Source organism: Streptomyces sp. NPDC031100 (assembly GCF_055570785.1).
In genome coordinates, this window is record NZ_JBVIGN010000014.1 from 78,796 (window position 1) to 95,575 (window position 16,780).

Annotated in this window: 16 protein-coding genes and 1 pseudogene; 8 read left to right on the top strand and 9 right to left on the bottom strand. The window is 72.6% G+C overall.

What is annotated here, in order from left to right:
• Window positions 1–1,062 carry a LacI family DNA-binding transcriptional regulator gene (locus ACZ5DS_RS33260; RefSeq protein WP_468245968.1) on the bottom strand — a complete coding sequence of 354 codons (1,062 nt, stop codon included), beginning with the start codon at window positions 1,060–1,062 and terminating at the stop codon, window positions 1–3.
• A gap of 212 nt (window positions 1,063–1,274) precedes the next feature.
• Here ACZ5DS_RS33260 and ACZ5DS_RS33265 point away from each other — a divergent pair, with 212 nt between their 5' ends.
• Entirely contained in the window at window positions 1,275–2,228 is a 954-nt protein-coding gene (locus tag ACZ5DS_RS33265) for an ROK family protein (RefSeq protein WP_468245970.1), read from the top strand.
• 328 nt (window positions 2,229–2,556) lie between these two features.
• Here ACZ5DS_RS33265 and ACZ5DS_RS33270 read toward each other — a convergent pair whose 3' ends face one another.
• Window positions 2,557–4,572, bottom strand: coding sequence for an NPCBM/NEW2 domain-containing protein (locus tag ACZ5DS_RS33270; protein ID WP_468245972.1), 2,016 nt, complete (start codon window positions 4,570–4,572; stop codon window positions 2,557–2,559).
• 209 nt (window positions 4,573–4,781) lie between these two features.
• Entirely contained in the window at window positions 4,782–5,135 is a 354-nt protein-coding gene (locus ACZ5DS_RS33275; RefSeq protein ID WP_468245973.1) for a hypothetical protein, read from the bottom strand.
• Window positions 5,136–5,389: 254 nt separating this feature from the next.
• Between ACZ5DS_RS33275 and ACZ5DS_RS33280 the strand changes: the two genes are divergently transcribed.
• Complete coding sequence (locus tag ACZ5DS_RS33280) at window positions 5,390–5,581, top strand: hypothetical protein (protein WP_468245975.1); 192 nt, start codon at window positions 5,390–5,392, stop codon at window positions 5,579–5,581.
• A 74-nt stretch (window positions 5,582–5,655) separates the two neighbouring features.
• On the opposite strand, the gene ACZ5DS_RS33285 is transcribed toward ACZ5DS_RS33280, so the two are convergent.
• Entirely contained in the window at window positions 5,656–6,324 is a 669-nt protein-coding gene (locus ACZ5DS_RS33285) for a serine/arginine repetitive matrix protein 2 (protein WP_468246277.1), read from the bottom strand.
• A gap of 189 nt (window positions 6,325–6,513) precedes the next feature.
• Between ACZ5DS_RS33285 and ACZ5DS_RS33290 the strand changes: the two genes are divergently transcribed.
• The gene (locus ACZ5DS_RS33290) at window positions 6,514–7,572 is read left to right on the top strand and encodes an NUDIX hydrolase (RefSeq protein WP_468245977.1); all 1,059 of its coding nucleotides are present in this window, start codon (window positions 6,514–6,516) and stop codon (window positions 7,570–7,572) included.
• Between the two features lie 7 nt (window positions 7,573–7,579).
• On the opposite strand, the gene ACZ5DS_RS33295 is transcribed toward ACZ5DS_RS33290, so the two are convergent.
• Both ACZ5DS_RS33295 and ACZ5DS_RS33300 read right to left on the bottom strand, forming a co-directional pair.
• The gene (locus ACZ5DS_RS33295; protein ID WP_468245980.1) at window positions 7,580–8,302 is read right to left on the bottom strand and encodes an MBL fold metallo-hydrolase; all 723 of its coding nucleotides are present in this window, start codon (window positions 8,300–8,302) and stop codon (window positions 7,580–7,582) included.
• Window positions 8,303–8,364: 62 nt separating this feature from the next.
• Window positions 8,365–9,720 (bottom strand): M20/M25/M40 family metallo-hydrolase, encoded by a 1,356-nt coding sequence (locus tag ACZ5DS_RS33300; RefSeq protein ID WP_468245981.1) that lies wholly within the window; start codon window positions 9,718–9,720, stop codon window positions 8,365–8,367.
• Window positions 9,721–9,860: 140 nt separating this feature from the next.
• Between ACZ5DS_RS33300 and ACZ5DS_RS33305 the strand changes: the two genes are divergently transcribed.
• Complete coding sequence (locus tag ACZ5DS_RS33305; protein WP_468245984.1) at window positions 9,861–11,102, top strand: geranylgeranyl reductase family protein; 1,242 nt, start codon at window positions 9,861–9,863, stop codon at window positions 11,100–11,102.
• On the opposite strand, the gene ACZ5DS_RS33310 is transcribed toward ACZ5DS_RS33305, so the two are convergent.
• Window positions 11,092–11,547 carry a nitroreductase family deazaflavin-dependent oxidoreductase gene (locus ACZ5DS_RS33310; protein WP_468245985.1) on the bottom strand — a complete coding sequence of 152 codons (456 nt, stop codon included), beginning with the start codon at window positions 11,545–11,547 and terminating at the stop codon, window positions 11,092–11,094. The two genes, ACZ5DS_RS33305 and ACZ5DS_RS33310, sit on opposite strands and share 11 nt — an antisense overlap.
• Before the next feature lie 145 nt (window positions 11,548–11,692).
• On the opposite strand from ACZ5DS_RS33310, the gene ACZ5DS_RS33315 reads away from it, so the two are divergent.
• From ACZ5DS_RS33315 to ACZ5DS_RS33325, 3 genes are all read left to right on the top strand, one after another.
• Window positions 11,693–12,385 carry a TetR/AcrR family transcriptional regulator gene (locus ACZ5DS_RS33315; RefSeq protein ID WP_468245988.1) on the top strand — a complete coding sequence of 231 codons (693 nt, stop codon included), beginning with the start codon at window positions 11,693–11,695 and terminating at the stop codon, window positions 12,383–12,385.
• A 135-nt stretch (window positions 12,386–12,520) separates the two neighbouring features.
• Window positions 12,521–13,741 (top strand): sensor histidine kinase, encoded by a 1,221-nt coding sequence (locus ACZ5DS_RS33320; protein WP_468245991.1) that lies wholly within the window; start codon window positions 12,521–12,523, stop codon window positions 13,739–13,741.
• Complete coding sequence (locus ACZ5DS_RS33325) at window positions 13,738–14,403, top strand: response regulator transcription factor (protein ID WP_468245993.1); 666 nt, start codon at window positions 13,738–13,740, stop codon at window positions 14,401–14,403. Before ACZ5DS_RS33320 ends, ACZ5DS_RS33325 begins: the two co-directional genes overlap by 4 nt.
• Here ACZ5DS_RS33325 and ACZ5DS_RS33330 read toward each other — a convergent pair.
• A complete protein-coding gene (locus ACZ5DS_RS33330; protein ID WP_468245996.1) occupies window positions 14,364–14,657 on the bottom strand; it encodes a DUF6332 family protein in 294 nt (97 codons plus the stop codon). The two genes, ACZ5DS_RS33325 and ACZ5DS_RS33330, sit on opposite strands and share 40 nt — an antisense overlap.
• Before the next feature lie 77 nt (window positions 14,658–14,734).
• Window positions 14,735–16,225, bottom strand: coding sequence for an MFS transporter (locus ACZ5DS_RS33335; RefSeq protein WP_468245998.1), 1,491 nt, complete (start codon window positions 16,223–16,225; stop codon window positions 14,735–14,737).
• An 85-nt stretch (window positions 16,226–16,310) separates the two neighbouring features.
• Here ACZ5DS_RS33335 and ACZ5DS_RS33340 point away from each other — a divergent pair.
• Window positions 16,311–16,631, top strand: a pseudogene (locus ACZ5DS_RS33340) (MarR family winged helix-turn-helix transcriptional regulator); the annotation flags it as partial.
• Between the last annotated feature and the right edge of the window lie 149 nt (window positions 16,632–16,780).

The following is a 16,780-nucleotide window of genomic DNA, read 5'->3' on the forward strand; positions in this document are numbered from 1 at the left end:
TCACTCGGCGGGCGGCAGCTCGCCGGAGCCGCGGGTGATCAGGCGGGTCGGCAGCTCGATGCGCTCCGGCGCGACGAGGGTGCCGTCCAGCTGGCGGAAGAGGCGCTCGGCGGCGGTCCGGCCGAGCGCGGCCGCGTCCTGGGCGACGACCGTGACACCCGGCTGGAGCAGATCGGCCAGCTCGATGTCGTCGAAGCCGACGAGGGCGACCGGACGGGACTGCTCGGCGAGGACGCGGATCACGGTGACCGTCACCCGGTTGTTGCCCGCGAAGATCGCGGTGACGGGGGCGGGGCCGGCGAGCATCTCCTCGGCCGCCCGGCGCACCCGCACCGGATCCGTCGCCCCGAGGGACATCCACTGCTCCTCGATCGGTATCCCGGCGTCCTCCATGGCGGCTCGGTAGCCGCGCAGCCGCTCGGCCGCGGTGTGGATGCGGGGCATGTCGCCGATGAACCCGATCCGGCGGTGGCCGTGCGCGATCAGATGGGCGACGCCGCCCCGGGCACCGCCGTAGTTGTCGGACAGGACGACGTCCGCGTCGATCTTCCCGGCGGGGCGGTCGACGAACACGGTGGCCACGCCCGCCCGGATCTCCGGCTCCAGGTAGCGGTGGTCGTCACCGGCCGGGATCACCACCAGACCGTCCACCCGCCGGGCGCACAGGGCCAGCGCCAGCTCCTGCTCCCGCTCCGGGTCCTCGGCGCTGGAGCCGTTGATCAGCAGGGCGCCGTGCGCCCGGGCCACCTCCTCGACCGCGCGGCTCAGCGGGCCGTAGAAGGGGTCGGCGAGGTCCTCCAGGACCAGGCCGATGCTGGCCGTACGGCCCTTGCGCAGGACGCGTGCGCTGTCGTTGCGACGGAAGCCGAGCGCGTCGATCGCTTCCTGGACGCGGCGCTCGGTGTCCGGGGTGACGCCGGGTTCGCCGTTGACCACGCGGGACACCGTCTTCAGACCGACACCGGCCCGCGCGGCCACGTCCTTCATCGTGGGACGGTTGCCGTAACGAGTCCCGGCGAGGCGGTCGGCATGGCGGTCTGCGCGGCGGGTGCTCTCGGGCACGATGCGGTGTCCTGTCCTGTCGTCCGTGATGTCCACGGGGGTGATGCGGCGATCCGCGGTTTGTACGAGGATGTGGCGTCGAGCATAGAGCCTGGACAACGTTGTCAGATGCGCGAGAGACTGTCCAGCGCTGTCTCCGGCCTGCGCCCCCACCGCTGGACCGGCCTGCCTCTTTCTGGTTTTTCAAGGTTCAACGGGGAGATCTGACTCTGATGCACACCGACCTCGTGGCGGCCCTGGACATCGGCGGCACCAAGATCGCCGGCGCGCTGGTGGACGGCCACGGACGGATCCAGGCCCGCGCACAGCGCGCGACGCCTGCGCAACAGGACGGCGAAACGGTCATGCGGGCCGTCGAGGAGGTGCTCGGCGACCTCGCCGGTTCACCCCTGTGGGGACGCGCCCGCTCGATCGGCATCGGCAGCGCGGGCCCGGTGGACGCCTCGGCGGGCACCGTCAGCCCCGTGAACGTGCCGGGCTGGCGTGACTTCCCGCTGGTCGAGCGGGTGCGCGCGGCCGGCGGGAGCCTGCCGGTCGAGCTGATCGGCGACGGGGTGGCGATCACCGCGGCCGAGCACTGGCAGGGCGCCGCCCGCGGCCACGACAACGCGCTGTGCATGGTGGTCTCCACGGGCGTCGGCGGCGGCCTGGTCCTCGGCGGCCGGCTGCATCCCGGCCCGACCGGCAACGCCGGGCACATCGGGCACATCAGCGTCGATCTGGACGGCGACCCGTGCCCGTGCGGCTCGCGCGGCTGCGTCGAGCGCATCGCCAGCGGCCCGAACATCGCCCGCCGCGCCCTGGAGCGGGGCTGGCGGCCGGGCCCGGACGGCGACACCTCCGCCGCGGCGGTGGCCGCCGCCGCCCGGGCGGGCGACCCGGTCGCCGTGGCCTCCTTCGAGCGGGCCGCACAGGCCCTGGCCGCCGGGATCGCGGCCACCGCGACCCTCGTGGAGATCGACATCGCGGTGATCGGCGGCGGCGTCGGCAAGGCCGGTGACATCCTCCTCACGCCCCTGCGCAAGGCCCTCGCCGACTACGCGACCCTCTCCTTCGTCCAGCGACTGACGGTCGTGCCCGCCCAGATGGGCACGGACGCGGGCCTGGTCGGCGCGGCCGCGGCCGCACTGGAGCGGAAGCCGGACGCGACCGCGGCCGGAGTCTGAGGTCGGAGCAGCAGCTGAGCGAGGCGCTTGCCCGGTCTGTGGGTCGGTGGTCGGGCGTCGTGGCTGGCTGGCTGGTGGGTCGGTGGCTGGGTGAGTGCCTGCCGGGTCCGGGGGTCGGCGGTTGAGCGAGGTGCTTGCTCGGTCGGGGGTCGATGTCGGGCGAGGCGCCTGCCCGCCCATGGTCGGTGGTTGGGCGTCGTGGCTGGCTGGCTGGCTGGTGGGTCGGTGGCTGGGTGAGTGCCTGCCCGGTCGGCGGGTCAGAGGCTGAGCGAGGCGCCTGCCCGTGCGCGGGTCGGTGGCCGGGCGACGCGTGCGCCCGGCCACCGGGTCAGCAGGTGAGTCGTGCGTCCGCCCAGTCCGCGTGGTCCGAGTCGATGCCGTCCCCGCCGTCGGTGACGACGAGGCGGACCACCTGGGCGCCCGTGACGTCGGCGGTGAGGGGCTGGGCGGGCTGCGCGTTGGTCAGCACGCCCGTCGAGGCGGCCTTGGTGCCGTCCGCCCAGATCTCGAAGGCGACGGTGCCCTTCGTGCCCTTCTCGTCGTCCACGCCGACGTCCGCGGTGACCTTCTCGCAGTCCTTGCCGGTGTAGAAGGAGACCTCGCTCTCCGCGTGGACGCCGAGCCCCTTGGCGTACACCACGCCGCCCAGGGTGATCGGGTGGCCGTCGCCCGCGTCGCTCTCTCCGTTGCTGGTGTCGTGCTCGACCGGCCCCCAGCCGCTGGTCGCGGACAGCATCGGCAGATCGCTGAGGTACGACGTCCCGGCGGGCGGCGGCAGCACCACGGTCGCGGTCAGCGGGACGGTACTGGTGACACCGGCGCCCGCGGGCGAGCGGTAACGCGCCGTGAGGGAGAGCTCGTACGATCCCGTCGGCGTCCCCGCCGGGGCGGTCACCGTCCAGTCGGTGCGCAGGGACGTGCCGGTGGCGAGGGCGGCGGCCGTGGTCGCCGAGGTCGCGCGTACGGTCCAGCCGGCCGGGCCGGTCAGCGACACGGAGACCCGGCGCGCGGGGGTCCGGCCCAGGTCGGTGACACTGGTGGTCAGCTGGGCGGGGATGGCTGCCTTCACGTAGGGGCTCCCGTCGAGGCCGAGTTCCGCGGCGGGCGGAAGGGCGGCCCAGTCGGGGTCGGCGGAGACCCGCAACAGCACCGTGCCGTGGGCCGGGACGGTGGCCGCGAGGGTGCCCGCGGTGTTGAAGCTGCGGTTCTGCCACAGGTCGCGCAGGGTGTAGGCGGGGGCGTCGGGCAGGCCGACGGCGCTCGCGGTGGTGGCGATCCGCTGGGCGGTGCCGGACTCGTTGAACAGGGCGACCGCGCGGCTGCCGTCCTTCATCTCCTTGGCGACGACCCAGCGCCCGCCCGCGGAGGACACGACGGTGCCCTGCTTGCCCAGCGGATCCTGGTCGACGGCGATGACCTCCTTGTTGCCCAGGATGTCGAAGGCCGCCCCGGAGGCCTTGCGCAGGTCGCTCCCGATGAGCAACGGCGCGGCCATGACCGACCAGAGGGAGAAGTGGGAGCGGTACTCGGTGTCCGTCATGCCGCCGTTGCCGACCTCCAGCATGTCGGGGTCGTTCCAGTGGCCGGGACCCGCGTACGGAGCGAGCGGCAGGTTCTGCTTGAGGATCGACAGCATCGAACCCCAGCTGTCGCTGATGTCACCGGTGGTCCGCCACAGGTGGCCGTCGTCCGCCGCCCACTCCCAGGGCTTGTTCTCTCCCCACTCGCAGATGCTGTAGACGATGGGCCGGCCGGTCGCCTTGAGAGCGTCGCGCATGGTCCGGTAGCGCAACTTGGCGTCCACGCCGAGGTTGTTGCAGTTGTCGTACTTGAGGTAGTCCACGCCCCAGACGGCGAACTGCTGTGCGTCGCTGTACTCGTGGCCGAGTGCGCCCGGGAAGCCCGCGCTGTTGCAGGTCTTGATGCCGGCGCTGGTGTAGATGCCGAGCTTGAGGCCCTTGGCGTGGACGTAGTCGGCGACGGCCTTGATCCCGTTCGGGAAGCGGACCGGGTCCGGCACCAGTTTGCCGTTCGCATCCCGGTGGGGCAGGGCCCAGCAGTCGTCGAGGTTCACGTACTGGTAGCCGGCGTCCTTCAGGCCCTTGTCCACGAAGAGGTCCGCGATCCCTTTGACCATGGCCTCGTTGAAGTCGGCGCGGCAGTGCGTGGAGTTCCAGTTGTTGAAGCCCATGGGCGGGGTGAGGGCGAGGCCGTCGGCCACAGCGACGTGGTGCTGCCCGGGGCCCGCGACGGCGGGGGCGGCCAGGCCCGCCGTGCACAGCAGCCCCGCGGTGAGCGCTCCGGCCACTCTTCGGCGCGTGGTGCGGGTGTGAGGGTGACGCATCGTCGACGTACCTCCGACTCGCGAATGGTGGGATGGCATGTACCGGTCACCAGTGCGCGTTTACGGTAGGACGTGTCGGACTGTGTTGGAAGGGGTGTGCCCAGGTTGTTCGATACCTCCGTCACACCCCTTGACGTTACGGGGTTTTGGGCGTGACGGAGGAGTGGGATGTTCGATTGTGTCGGCTCGACGGGCTTCCACCGGCCGCCTCAGCGGAACTCGTGGACGACCTCGATCCGCCCGACGATGTGGGCGTTGAACTCGTCCAGCTCCTCGGCGGGTACCCACAGCTCGAGGATCGTCTCGCCGCCAGCCTGCTGCACCGGATAGCGGGCGAGGAACTCCGCGTCGACCTCGAAGCGGGTCACGAAGCCCGCGCCGTCGTGCTTCACGTTCCAGTCCCGGGCGATCCTGATCGCGTAGTCCTCGTTGAGCACCGGATAGAAGATCGGCTGCTCGGGCAGTCGCGGCGGCCATGCCCTCCAGTCCAGCTCCCGGACCAGGTCCAACTCCTTTGGCCCGGTGGGGCGCCAGAGGGTCGTCGTCGGGCGGGTGCTGGTCATGGCCGTCTTTTCTCCTGGTCACGGGCTGCCGACCGCCGGCAGTCGGGGCCTGGACGATACCTGCCCGGTGATCGCCGCGGCCACGAGGTTTCGCGGTGACGGGTCCCGGACACGGGGCGCATGGGGTTCGTCGTCATGACGAGGAGGACGGGGCGCCGCCCCACCGGAGCGCCGTCGAGCTGAAGAACGGATTCGTCGTGATCCGCGTGACCCCGCCCCCGTGACCCCGGGAGGGTTCCGCAGTTGATCCCGGCATGAAGAAGCGCAGCATGCTCGCCCTCGCCAGCCTTGCCACCGGATTCGTCGTGGCCGCCGTCACCCCGCCCCACGGCACGGACGCCCGAGCTCTCGGTGACCGCAACGTCTCCGGCGCCCCCGACCACGCCGACCACCTGGCCGACCAGGACAGCTCCGCGGCGGACGACAACGCGCTCGGTCAGGAGTAACCGGCACCAGGCCCCGCGACTCCGGCGGATCATGCCGTCATCGCGGGGCCTGGAACGCCCTCCCCAACTGCCTTTTAAGACACCGGGCCGGGCGGGGGCCCCGGGGTGGGGCCGTAGGGCGGCGGACCCCCCTGTGGCGGACGGGCCCACATGGCGGTGAGCCGTCGACGGTGGCGGCTGCGGCGGACGGCGGTGACGACGACGATGGTCACGGTTGCGGCCAACGCGGCGAGGAAACAGACGACCCCCGCGGCGATGCCGCCGATCGTGGCCCCCACCTGTGGCTTGTCTCCCAGCGCGAACTCGGCCGGCAACTCCGAGGTGCAGGTGAGCGTGTAGTCGCCGCTGTCGGCGGGCTTCACCTCGAAGACGCGCTCCCAGGTGCGGGACCCGATGGTGATGTGGAAGGTGCTGTCCGGCTGGGTCATCGACCCGGACGGCATCTCCGGGATCCGGCAGTTGACCCCGCCCTGCCCGGACTGGGAGACGTAGATCGCCTTGGTCTTCCCCTGCACGAAGCTGAACGTCCGGGAGTCGCCGCTGGAGAAGCTCCCGGCGGTGTCGACCGAGTCCACCGTGTTCTTCACCGTCACCACGATGAAGGCGGTACCGACACCAGCCAGCACCAGCCCCAGCAGCGCGGCTACCAGGTACCAGATGCGCCGAGGGCGCAAGTCCTTCGACGGGATGTTCGGGGGCGGAGGCGGCGGGCTGCCGTACGGTACTCCCCAGGGGGTCTGCATGGCCACGACATCGCATCGTACGGCAATCGCCTGGAGCGGTGACGCTGACGGCCGAGCGGTGGCCGACCGCTGGAAACGGACGACGCCGCCCTCGTCCCCCGGGCGGGCCCGCGCCCTCAACTGGATGTGGTTTCCGTGGCAGGGTGGAGCGGGCAAGCCACAGGGGGCCAACAGAAGAGGGGGGAGTCCGTGACCGTCGTCTGGATCAACGGCGCGTTCGGTGCGGGGAAGACCACCACCGCACGGGAACTGATCGAGCTGATCCCGAACAGCACGCTCTTCGATCCCGAGGTCATCGGCGGAGCGCTCGCGCAGCTGCTGCCGCCCAAGTGCCTCGCCGAGGTCGGCGACTTCCAGGACCTGCCGATCTGGCGCCGGCTCGTGATCGACACGGCGGCCGCGATGCTCGCCGAGCTGGGCGGGACCCTCGTGGTCCCGATGACCCTGCTGCGCCAGGAGTACCGCGACGAGATCTTCGGCGGCCTCGCCGCCCGCCGGGTCCCTGTACGGCATCTGCTCCTCGCCCCGGCGGAAACGATCCTGCGCGAGCGGATAGCCGGGCGGGAGATCCCGCCGGACCTGCCCGACGGCGAGATGCGGCAACGGCAGTGGGCGTACGACCACATCGAGCCCTACCGGGCCGCCCTCGCCGCCTGGCTCACCGCCGACGCCCACCTCGTGGACACCAGCGACCTCACCCCGTACGAGACCGCCCTCCGTATCGCCGACGCCGTCGGCAGCGGTGCCGTATCCCCCTGCGACATCGTGCAGACCCCCGAGCCCACCGCCGAGACCCTCGCCGCCGGCGTGCTCCTCTTCGACGAACAGGACCGGGTCCTGCTCGTCGACCCGACCTACAAGGCCGGTTGGGAGTTCCCCGGCGGTGTGGTCGAGCGCGGCGAGGCTCCCGCCCGCGCCGGTATGCGCGAGGTCGCCGAGGAGACCGGGATATGCCTGCGCGAGGTGCCCCGGCTGCTCGTCGTGGACTGGGAGCGGCCCGCACCCCCGGGGTACGGCGGACTGCGTCTGCTCTTCGACGGCGGCCGGCTGGGCTCCGCCGAGGCGTCCGGGGTGCTGCTGCCGGGGCCCGAGCTGCGCGACTGGCGCTTCGCCACCGAGCAGGAGGCCGCCGACATGCTGCCGCCGGTCCGCTTCGAGCGGCTGCGCTGGGCGCTGCGGGCCCGCGAGCGCGGGGCAGCCCTCTATCTGGAGGCCGGTGTACCGGTGGCCGGGCAGGCCGTCGCCTGACGGATCATCAGAGACCCGCTGCCTCCAGGCGGTTGTCCACCGCTCTCCGAAGGGCCGTCGACGCCCCGCCCACCACCGGGTCACCGTGCCCGAAACACGCCACGTTCGCGTCGAGGGCGGCCAACCGGGCCAGGGAGTCGAGGAGTTGCGGCCGGTCGAGGTTGAACACGCCCGGCATGACCGCCCCGTCGACCGGTGCGGCCGCCACCGTGTCGCCGGTGAACAGCACACCCTCGTCGGGAAGGAACAGGGCGATGCTTCCGTCCGTGTGCCCGGGGACGTGGACCACCCGCGCACCGCCGCCGAAGTCCAGCACCTCACCGTCGGACACCGGCGTGACGCTCCGCGGGCGCACCGGTTCGCCCGCGGGAAGCTGCCGCGAGACCTCCGCGTGGATCGGCACCTCCCAGTCCTCGAACCGCGGGGCCGGACCCGGGCGTTCACCCAGGACGAACGGGGCGTCCAGGTGGTGGGCCAGTATCTCGGCGCCGCTGAGCGCGGCGAACTCGGCCGCTCCGCCCGCGTGGTCCTCGTGGAAGTGGGTCAGCACGATCCGTCGTACGTCCCCGGGGGCACGGCCCAGCGCCGTGATCGCGTCGGCGATCGTGCGGCCCGCGCCGATCGCCCCCGCGTCGATCAGCGTCGACTCCGCGCCGTCGTGCCAGAGATAGGCCTGCCCGACGCGGAAGCGCAGGAGATGGAGGCGGGGGAACAGTTCGATGACGTCCATGCGCCGACGGTAGGCAGCGCCCCCGCCGGTGGGCGAGGGCGCTCTGCCGCCGGCAGAAGGGTTCAGCCGGCCGCGTAGTTGCGCAGGAACAGCGCCTCGGCGACCGACAGGCGCTCCAGTTCCTCGGGGGACACGCTCTCGTTGACCGCGTGGATCTGTGCCTCCGGCTCGCTCAGGCCGATCAGCAGGATCTCCGCCTGCGGGTAGAGACCGGCGAGGGTGTTGCACAGCGGGATGGAGCCGCCCTCACCGGCGTACTGCATGGTCTCGCCCGGGTAGGCGACCGCCATCGCGTCGGCCATCGCCTGGTAGGCCGGGCTGGAGGCGTCGGCGCGGAAGGCCTGCCCCTGGCCGATCTGCTCGGTGCCGACCCGGGCGCCCCAGGGGGTGTGCGCCTCGAGGTGGGCCTGCAGCAGCTTGGTCGCCTCCGCGGCGTCCACGCCCGGCGGCACCCGCAGGCTGATCAGCGCGCGGGCGCTCGAGTGCACGGACGGGGTGGCGCCGACGACCGGCGGGCAGTCGATGCCGAGGACGGTGACGGCCGGGCGGGCCCATACGCGGTCGGCGACCGTGCCGTTGCCGATCAGCCCGACCCCGTCGAGCACCTTGGCGTCCGCGCGGAACTGCTCCTCGGGGTACTCCAGGCCGTCCCACGTCCCCGTGGCGTCCAGCCCGTCGACCGTGGTCGAGCCGTCCTCGGTGCGCAGCGAGTCCAGCACCCGGATCAGCGCGGCGAGCGCGTCCGGGGCTGCGCCGCCGAACGAGCCGGAGTGCAGATTGCCCGCGAGGGTGTCGATCCGCACCCGGACCAGGGTCATGCCGCGCAGCGTGGTGGTCACCGTCGGCAGGCCGACGCGGAAGTTGCCCGCGTCGCCGATCACGATGGTGTCGGCCGTCAACAGCTCCGGGTGCTCCTCGGCGTACCGCTCCAGACCGCCCGTGCCCTGCTCCTCCGAGCCCTCGACGATCACCTTGACGTTCACCGGGACGCCGCCGTTCGCCTTCAGGGCGCGCAGCGCGAGCAGGTGCATGATCACGCCGCCCTTGCAGTCGGCGGCACCGCGGCCGTACCAGCGGCCGTCGCGCTCGGTCAGCTCGAACGGCGGGGTGGTCCAGCCGGCCTCGTTCAGCGGCGGCTGCACGTCGTAGTGCGCATAGAGAAGAACCGTTTTGGCACCTTCGGGGCCCGGCAGGTAGCCGTACACCGACTGCGTGCCGTCGGGGGTGTCGAGGAGGGCCACGTCCACGAAGCCCTCGGCGCGCAGTGCGTCGGCGATCCAGTTCGCGGCGCCCTCGCTCTCGCTCTTCGGGAACTGCGCGAAGTCCGCCACCGACTTGAAGGCGACCAGCTCGGTCAGCTCCGCCCTCGCCCGGGGAAGCAGCGAGGCGACGGTCTCGGCGACCGGATTCGACGACATGGGCACGCTCCTCGTAGGTGCGACGTTGTACGGCTGGGTAGACCGATCCTCCCACAGTGGCCTGCGACGATCGTCGCCGTAGGATGCGGGAGGATGCCAGGGACAAAGCGGCAGCGGCTTGATCGGAGCAGTAGACCATCGTGAGCGGCGAGAACTCTTCGGCGGACGACGTGCAGCGGGTGTGGGACGTCGTCGTGGTGGGCGCGGGACCCGCGGGGGCCTCGGCCGCCTATGCGGCGGCGGTCGCGGGGCGGCGCGTGCTGTTGCTGGAAAAGGCCGAGCTGCCGCGCTACAAGACGTGCGGAGGCGGCATCATCGGCCCCTCGCGCGACGCGCTGCCGCCCGGCTTCGAGCTGCCCTTCCGGGACCGCGTGCACGCGGTCACGTTCTCGCACAACGGGCGCTTCACCCGCACCCGCCGCTCCCGGCAGATGCTGTTCGGGCTGATCAACCGCCCCGAGTTCGACCAGCAGCTGGTCGAGCACGCCCAGAAGGCGGGCGCGGAACTGCGTACGGGCGTCACGGTGCAGCGCGTCGAGCAGCACGGCTCCGCGGTGCCGGACCGGCGCACGGTCGCCGTGGTGCTCCAGGGCGGGGAGACCGTCCTGGCCCGTGCGGTGGTCGGCGCCGACGGCAGCGCCAGCCGCATAGGCGCGCACGTCGGGGTGAAGCTGGACCAGGTCGACCTCGGTCTGGAGGCGGAGATCCCGGTCCCGGAGACGGTCGCCGAGGACTGGAAGGGCCGGGTGCTCATCGACTGGGGCCCCATGCCGGGCAGTTACGGCTGGGTCTTCCCGAAGGGTGACACCCTGACGGTCGGCGTGATCTCGGCGCGCGGCGACGGCGCCGCCACCAAGCGGTACTTGGAGGACTTCATCGCCCGGCTCGGGCTGGCCGGCTTCGAGCCGAGCATCTCCTCCGGGCACCTGACGCGCTGCCGGGCCGACGACTCGCCGCTCTCCCGCGGCCGGGTGCTGGTCTGCGGTGACGCGGCGGGGCTGCTGGAGCCGTGGACCCGTGAGGGCATCTCCTTCGCGCTGCGCTCGGGCCGGCTGGCGGGGGAGTGGGCGGTGCGGATCGCCGAGGCGCACGACGCCGTCGACACCCGTCGCCAGGCCCTGAACTACGCGTTCGCGGTCAAGGCGGGGCTCGGCGTGGAGATGAGCGTCGGCAAGCGCATGCTGGCCGCGTTCGAGCGCCGTCCCGGCCTCTTCCACGCGGCCCTCACCGGCTTCCGCCCCGCCTGGCGGGCGTTCAAGGAGATCACGCAGGGCTCGACGTCCCTGGGTGAGATCGTCCGCTCCCACCCGATCGCCCAGCGCGCCCTGACCGCGCTGGACCGGGGGCCGGCCGCTCCGGTGGAGGACTCCGTCACTTCCTGACGGTGATCCGGAAGACCGGGTGGTCGCCGGCCGCTGCGACGATCTCCTCGTCGGCGGACTTGGCCGTCACACCCTGGAAGTACTGGTTGACCTCCCAGCCCCACTTCTCCAGGTAGGTCCGCAGGATCGGGAGCTTCTCCGCGTCGGGAAGCTCCACCGCGGTGAACGTGCGCACCTTCCGGCCCACCCGCAGCTCACCGCCGCCGGCGGCGCGCATGTTGCGCACCCACTGGGAGTGGCCGCGCGCCGAGACCAGGTACTGCTCGCCCTCGTAGGTGTGCGGGTTGACCGGGATGCGCTGCATCGCGCCGCTCTTGCGGCCGCGCACGGACATCTCCGCGGTGCCCGCGATGCTGAGCCCCCGCCGGGCGAGCCAGCCGATGATCCCGTTCAGCCGGACGTTCAGCGGGCTGCCCTTGAGGTAGTAGGGCGAAGACGACGACATGGTGACCCCCACGGTTCGGGAGAGCGGTGCTCTCGCTTGTCTCCAGTGTGGGGGAGACAGGTGCTCCGATGCAAGAGCACTGCTCTCTTTTTGGTGCGCCGCTTCTGTTTGTGTGCACTGCTCTGCCACGTGGCACACTGCTGGCATGAGCACCGCACAGGGCGCCCGCGCGCGGGCCAGGATCGAAGTGACGGCCGCCATCAAGGACGAGGCGCGCAGACAACTCGCGGCGGAGGGCGCGGCCAAGCTCTCGCTACGGGCGGTCGCCCGCGAGCTGGGCATGGTCTCCTCGGCGCTCTACCGGTACTTCCCCAGCCGCGACGAGCTGCTGACCGCCCTGATCATCGACGCCTACGACTCGCTCGGCGAGGCGGCGGAGACGGCCCACGCGAAGGTGGCCGCCACGGACCACGTGCGGCGCTGGACGACCGTGTGCGAGGCGGTGCGCACCTGGGCCCTCGCTCATCCGCACGAGTACGCCCTGATCTACGGCTCGCCGGTGCCCGGCTACTCCGCCCCCGAGACCACCGTCCCGCCCGCCGCGCGCGTGGGACTGCTCCTCATCGGCATCGTCCGCGACGCCTTCGAGGGCCCCGGCCTCGCCGACCTCCCCCTCCCCGCCGAGCTGCGCCCCGAGGCCGAGCGCATGGCGGCGGACCTCGCGCCCGACCTGCCTCCGGAGGCGGCCGTGGCGCTGGTGGCGGCCTGGGCCCAGCTGTTCGGGCTGGTCGGCTTCGAGCTGTTCGGGCAGTTCCACCGGGTGGTGGAGGACCGGGAGACCTTCTTCCGGCATGCGGCGGCTCGGCTCGCCCAGGGCGTGGGACTGGTCCGCCCCTGACGCCCGGAGGCCGGGTCCGCTTCCAGGTGGCGGGCGGGTGCTGAGCGTGCGGGCGGTCGTACTCCCCGGGGAGTATCCGTGATCACCTCGCCCGGCTGACGTCCCCGCGGCCCGTGGGCGTCTAGCGTGACGGGCATGGAAGAGCAGCGCGGACCCGGTCCCTCGCACTGGTGGCGGTACGGGCCCCCGTGGTGGCACCGCCCCGGCGACCCGGAGCCGAACCCTGTGCGCCGGCCCTGGCGTTCCACCATGCTGATCACCGCGTTCGTCCTCGTCGGCTCGAACTTCGCTGCCCATGCGCAGCCCCACCGGGAGCAGCTCGACGGGTACGGGCGCGTGCTGCTGCTCGTGGCCTCGGTCCTGCTGCTGTGGCGGCACCGCCACCCGGTGGCCGTCGCCTTCGGTACGGCGACCGCGGCCCTGGTCTACCTCGGCGCGGGCTACCCCTACGGCCCGGTCTTCCTGGCCGTCGCGGTCGGCTGCTTCAGCACCGTCGTCGCCGGGCACCGGCGGGCCGCCTGGGCGGCCCTCGGCCTGTTGTGGGTGGGGCACGCCCTGGTCGCGCTGTGGCTCTACCGCTGGCTGCCGCCTGCGGGCGACAAGGCGGCGAGCGTGGGGCAGGAGATCGTCGTCGCCACCTGGGTCCTGGCCATCGTCGCGGTCAGCGAACTGGCCCGGGTACGGCGCGAACAGTGGGCGCGGGAGCGTGCGGACCGCGCCCAGGCAGCCAAGCGGCGCGCCGACGAGGAGCGGCTGCGGATCGCCCGCGAACTGCACGACGTGCTCGCGCACAGCATCTCCGTCATCAACGTCCAGGCGGCCATGGGCCTCGCACTGCTGGACAGCGACCCCGAGCAGGCGCGCGCGGCGCTCACCACCATCAAGGCCGCCAGCAAGGAGGCCCTCGGGGAGGTGCGCCAGGTCCTCGACACCCTGCGCGCACCGGGCGACGCACCACGCGCCCCCGCACCCGGCCTGGACCGGCTGCCGGAACTGGTCGACCAGGCGGCCGCCGCGGGCCTGACCGTCGACGTCCAGGGCGAGCCGCCGCACCTGCCGCCCGGCGCCGACCTCGCGGCCTTCCGCATCGTGCAGGAGGCCCTGACCAACGTCGTACGGCACTCCGGATCGCGGTACGCGCGCGTGCGGTTCGAGCACGACGCCGACGAACTCCGGCTGCGGATCGACGACGACGGGCCCGCGACCGGAGTCGACGCGGGCGGCAGCGGGAACGGGCTGGCCGGCATGCGGGAGCGGGCGGCCGCGCTGGGTGGCACCATCGAGGCGGGCCCGCGCCCCGACGGCGGCTTCCGGGTGCTCGCCGTACTGCCCTTGCACACCAGGGAGGACCGGTGATCCGGGTACTGCTCGCCGACGACCAGTCGCTCGTGCGGGCCGGTTTCAAGGCGCTGCTCGACGCACAGCCGGACATCGAGGTGGCCGGGGAGGCCGCCGACGGCGAGGAGGCCCTGCGCGGGGTGCGCGAGCTGCGGCCCGACGTCGTCCTGATGGACATCCGCATGCCCCGGCTGGACGGCCTGGCCGCGACCCGCCGCATCACCGGCGACGCTGGGTTGCAGGACGTGAAGGTGGTCATGCTCACCACCTTCGAACTCGACGAGTACGTCTTCGAGGCGATCCGCTCCGGCGCCTCCGGGTTCCTCGTGAAGGACACCGAGCCGGACGAACTCGTGCGCGCCGTGCGGGCGGTGGTCGAGGGGGACGCGCTGCTCTCCCCGGGAGTCACCCGTCGTCTCATCGCCGAGTTCGCGGCCCGCTCCAAGGAGCCCGCGGCCGCCGACGCCCTCGCCCGGCTCACCGAGCGGGAGCGGGAGGTGATGGCGCTGGTCGGCATCGGCCTGTCCAACGAGGAGATCGCCCGCCGCCTGGTGGTCAGCCCGCTCACGGCCAAGACCCATGTGAGCCGCACGATGGTGAAGCTGGGAGCCCGGGACCGCGCCCAACTCGTCGTCCTCGCCTACGAGTCGGGACTGGTACGGCCGGGCTGGCTCGGCTGAGCCGCCCGCCGGAAGCGGACCAGCACACTGATCACCCGGGCCGCGAAGAGCACCGGCGCGAGAACCTTCCCGATCCGCAGCAGCGCAGCCGACAGCAGATCCGGCAGATCGAAGAGCAGCGCCGGACCGGCGACGGCCCCGAACACCACGGCCGCCGCGAAGGCGGCACTGACCAGCGCGTACCCGATCTCCACCGTGGCCGCGTCCCGCTCGGCCTTGGTGCGGCGCCCCCCGTGTCCCCCGTATGCGTACATACCGCCAGTCTCACAGACGTGCGCCCGGCGGGACAACCAACTCCCGCCGGGCGCACGCGCGGAGGCGTTCCCCCTTCTCAGTCGCGGACCGCCACGCGGTCCGCTTCCGCCTCCTCCACGGTGGACCTGGCGACCACGAGCGACGGCCGGCTACGCCGGCTGCGCAGCCCGGTGAGGGTGATCAGCAGGCCGGCCACGGCGACGGCGGTGACGACCATGAAGCCCGGCCGGTAGCTGTCGAGGACGGCCTGCGGGGTGGCGTGCGTCGGCGCGGCCGCGGTCACCACGGCCGTCACGACGGCAAGGAAGACCGCCCCGCCCACCTGCACCGAGGTGTTGAGCAGCCCGGAGACCATGCCCTGCTCATGGTCCTCGACCCCGTTGGTGGCCTGGATGTTGAGCGAGGGGAAGACCAGCGCGCAGGCCGCGCCGATCAGCAGCATCGACGGCAGGATCGCGGCCGCGTACGCCGGGGCCAGGTCCACGCGCAGGAACAGTGCGTATCCGACGACCATCAGGGCGAAACCGGTCGCGATCAGCCGCGGGGTGCCGAACCGGTCGACGATCGCGCCGACCTTCGTCGAGGACACCGCCACCAGCGCACCCGCCGGCAGGAAGGCGAGCGCGGTGTGCAGCGCCGACCAGCCGAGCAGGGACTGCATGTACAGGGTGGTCAGGAACTGGAAGCCGACGTAGGAACCGAAGAAGGCCACCGCGCCGAGCTGGGCGCGGACCTGGCCGCCCGAGCGCAGCACGCCGAGCCGGACCAGCGGGCTGGGCGAGCGCCGCTCGACCAGGACGAACGCGATCAGCAGGACGGCGACGGCCAGGAAGGACAGCAGCGTACGGGCCGAGGCCCAGCCGGCCTCGGGCGCCTGGACGACGGTGAAGACCAGCAGCAGCATCGCCGCGGTACCGAGGACGGCGCCCGGTACGTCGTAGCCGGCGTGGTTCTCCGCGCGGGCGCTGCGCGGCAGCAGCTTGAGCCCGGCGGCGAGGGCGATCAGCGCGATGGGCGCGGGCATCAGCATGGTGAAGCGCCAACTGGCCTCGGTGAGCAGGCCGGACAGGACCAGGCCCATGGAGAAGCCGGTCGCGGCGCAGGTGGTGTAGATGGAGAGCGCGCGGTTGCGCAGCGGGCCCTCCGGGAACGTGGTGGTGATGATCGACAGGCCTGCCGGGGCCGTGAAGGCCGCGCTCAGGCCCTTGACGAAGCGGCTGGCGATCAGCAGCGGGCCCGAGTCCACCAGCCCGCCGAGCAGTGAGGCGACCGCGAAGACGCCGAGGGCGACCAGGAACACCTGGCGCCGGCCGAGCAGGTCGGCGGTCCGCCCGCCGAGGAGGAGCAGCCCGCCGTAGCCCAGGATGTAGCCGCTGACGACCCATTGCAGCGTCGACGTGGACAGGTGGAGATCGGAGCCGATGGACGGCAGCGCGACGCCGACCATCGAGACGTCGAGCGCGTCCAGGAACATCGCGGCGCAGAGCACCAGCAGGGTGCCCCACAGCCGGGGAGTCCAGCGAACCGCCGAGGACGGGGCCGCGGGGGTGGTGAGCGGAGAGGTCATGGCGATGAGGCTACATGCGCATGCATGTAATGTAAGTGCATTTAATTACGGCGCAACAATTGTGTTTCTCTGCTACGGTGCGCTCATGGCGGCTAACCGGTCCGAGCAGGCGCTCGTGGAGCAGTGGCGGGGCATCCTGGCCCTGCATGCGCGCACCCAGTGCGAGCTGGACCGGGCCCTGACCGGACACGGCCTGTGCGCCAGCGACTTCGAGGTCCTCGACGTGCTCGCCGAGGGCACGGCCGGCTGCGCCTATCGCGTCCAGGAGATCTCGGAGCGCGTCCATCTCAGTCAGAGTGCGCTGTCCCGGCTGATCGGCCGCCTCGAGAAGGAGGGGCTCGTCGAGCGGGGCATGTGCCAGGAGGACCGGCGCGGTGTCCGTGTGGCACTCACGGGCAAGGGGCGGGGGGGGGGGGGGGGGGGGGGGGGGGGGGGGGGGGGGGGGGGGGGGGGGGGGGGGGGGGGGGGGGGGGGAGGGGAGGGGGGGGGGGGGGGGGGGGGGGGGGGGGGGGGGTGGAGGGGGGGGGGGGGGGGGGGGAGGGGGGGGATGGAGTT

What these genes read in the sequence shown, in the direction of transcription:
- ACZ5DS_RS33295 (WP_468245980.1), bottom strand. Translation starts at nt 8,302, where the DNA reads ATGGACGTCATCGAACTGTTCCCCCGCCTCCATCTCCTGCGCTTCCGC.
- ACZ5DS_RS33330 (WP_468245996.1), bottom strand. Translation starts at nt 14,657, where the DNA reads ATGTACGCATACGGGGGACACGGGGGGCGCCGCACCAAGGCCGAGCGG.
- ACZ5DS_RS33300 (WP_468245981.1), bottom strand. Translation starts at nt 9,720, where the DNA reads ATGTCGTCGAATCCGGTCGCCGAGACCGTCGCCTCGCTGCTTCCCCGG.
- ACZ5DS_RS33315 (WP_468245988.1), top strand. Translation starts at nt 11,693, where the DNA reads ATGAGCACCGCACAGGGCGCCCGCGCGCGGGCCAGGATCGAAGTGACG.
- ACZ5DS_RS33335 (WP_468245998.1), bottom strand. Translation starts at nt 16,225, where the DNA reads ATGACCTCTCCGCTCACCACCCCCGCGGCCCCGTCCTCGGCGGTTCGC.
- ACZ5DS_RS33280 (WP_468245975.1), top strand. Translation starts at nt 5,390, where the DNA reads ATGAAGAAGCGCAGCATGCTCGCCCTCGCCAGCCTTGCCACCGGATTC.
- ACZ5DS_RS33285 (WP_468246277.1), bottom strand. Translation starts at nt 6,324, where the DNA reads ATGCAGACCCCCTGGGGAGTACCGTACGGCAGCCCGCCGCCTCCGCCC.
- ACZ5DS_RS33265 (WP_468245970.1), top strand. Translation starts at nt 1,275, where the DNA reads ATGCACACCGACCTCGTGGCGGCCCTGGACATCGGCGGCACCAAGATC.
- ACZ5DS_RS33310 (WP_468245985.1), bottom strand. Translation starts at nt 11,547, where the DNA reads ATGTCGTCGTCTTCGCCCTACTACCTCAAGGGCAGCCCGCTGAACGTC.
- ACZ5DS_RS33320 (WP_468245991.1), top strand. Translation starts at nt 12,521, where the DNA reads ATGGAAGAGCAGCGCGGACCCGGTCCCTCGCACTGGTGGCGGTACGGG.
- ACZ5DS_RS33275 (WP_468245973.1), bottom strand. Translation starts at nt 5,135, where the DNA reads ATGACCAGCACCCGCCCGACGACGACCCTCTGGCGCCCCACCGGGCCA.
- ACZ5DS_RS33270 (WP_468245972.1), bottom strand. Translation starts at nt 4,572, where the DNA reads ATGCGTCACCCTCACACCCGCACCACGCGCCGAAGAGTGGCCGGAGCG.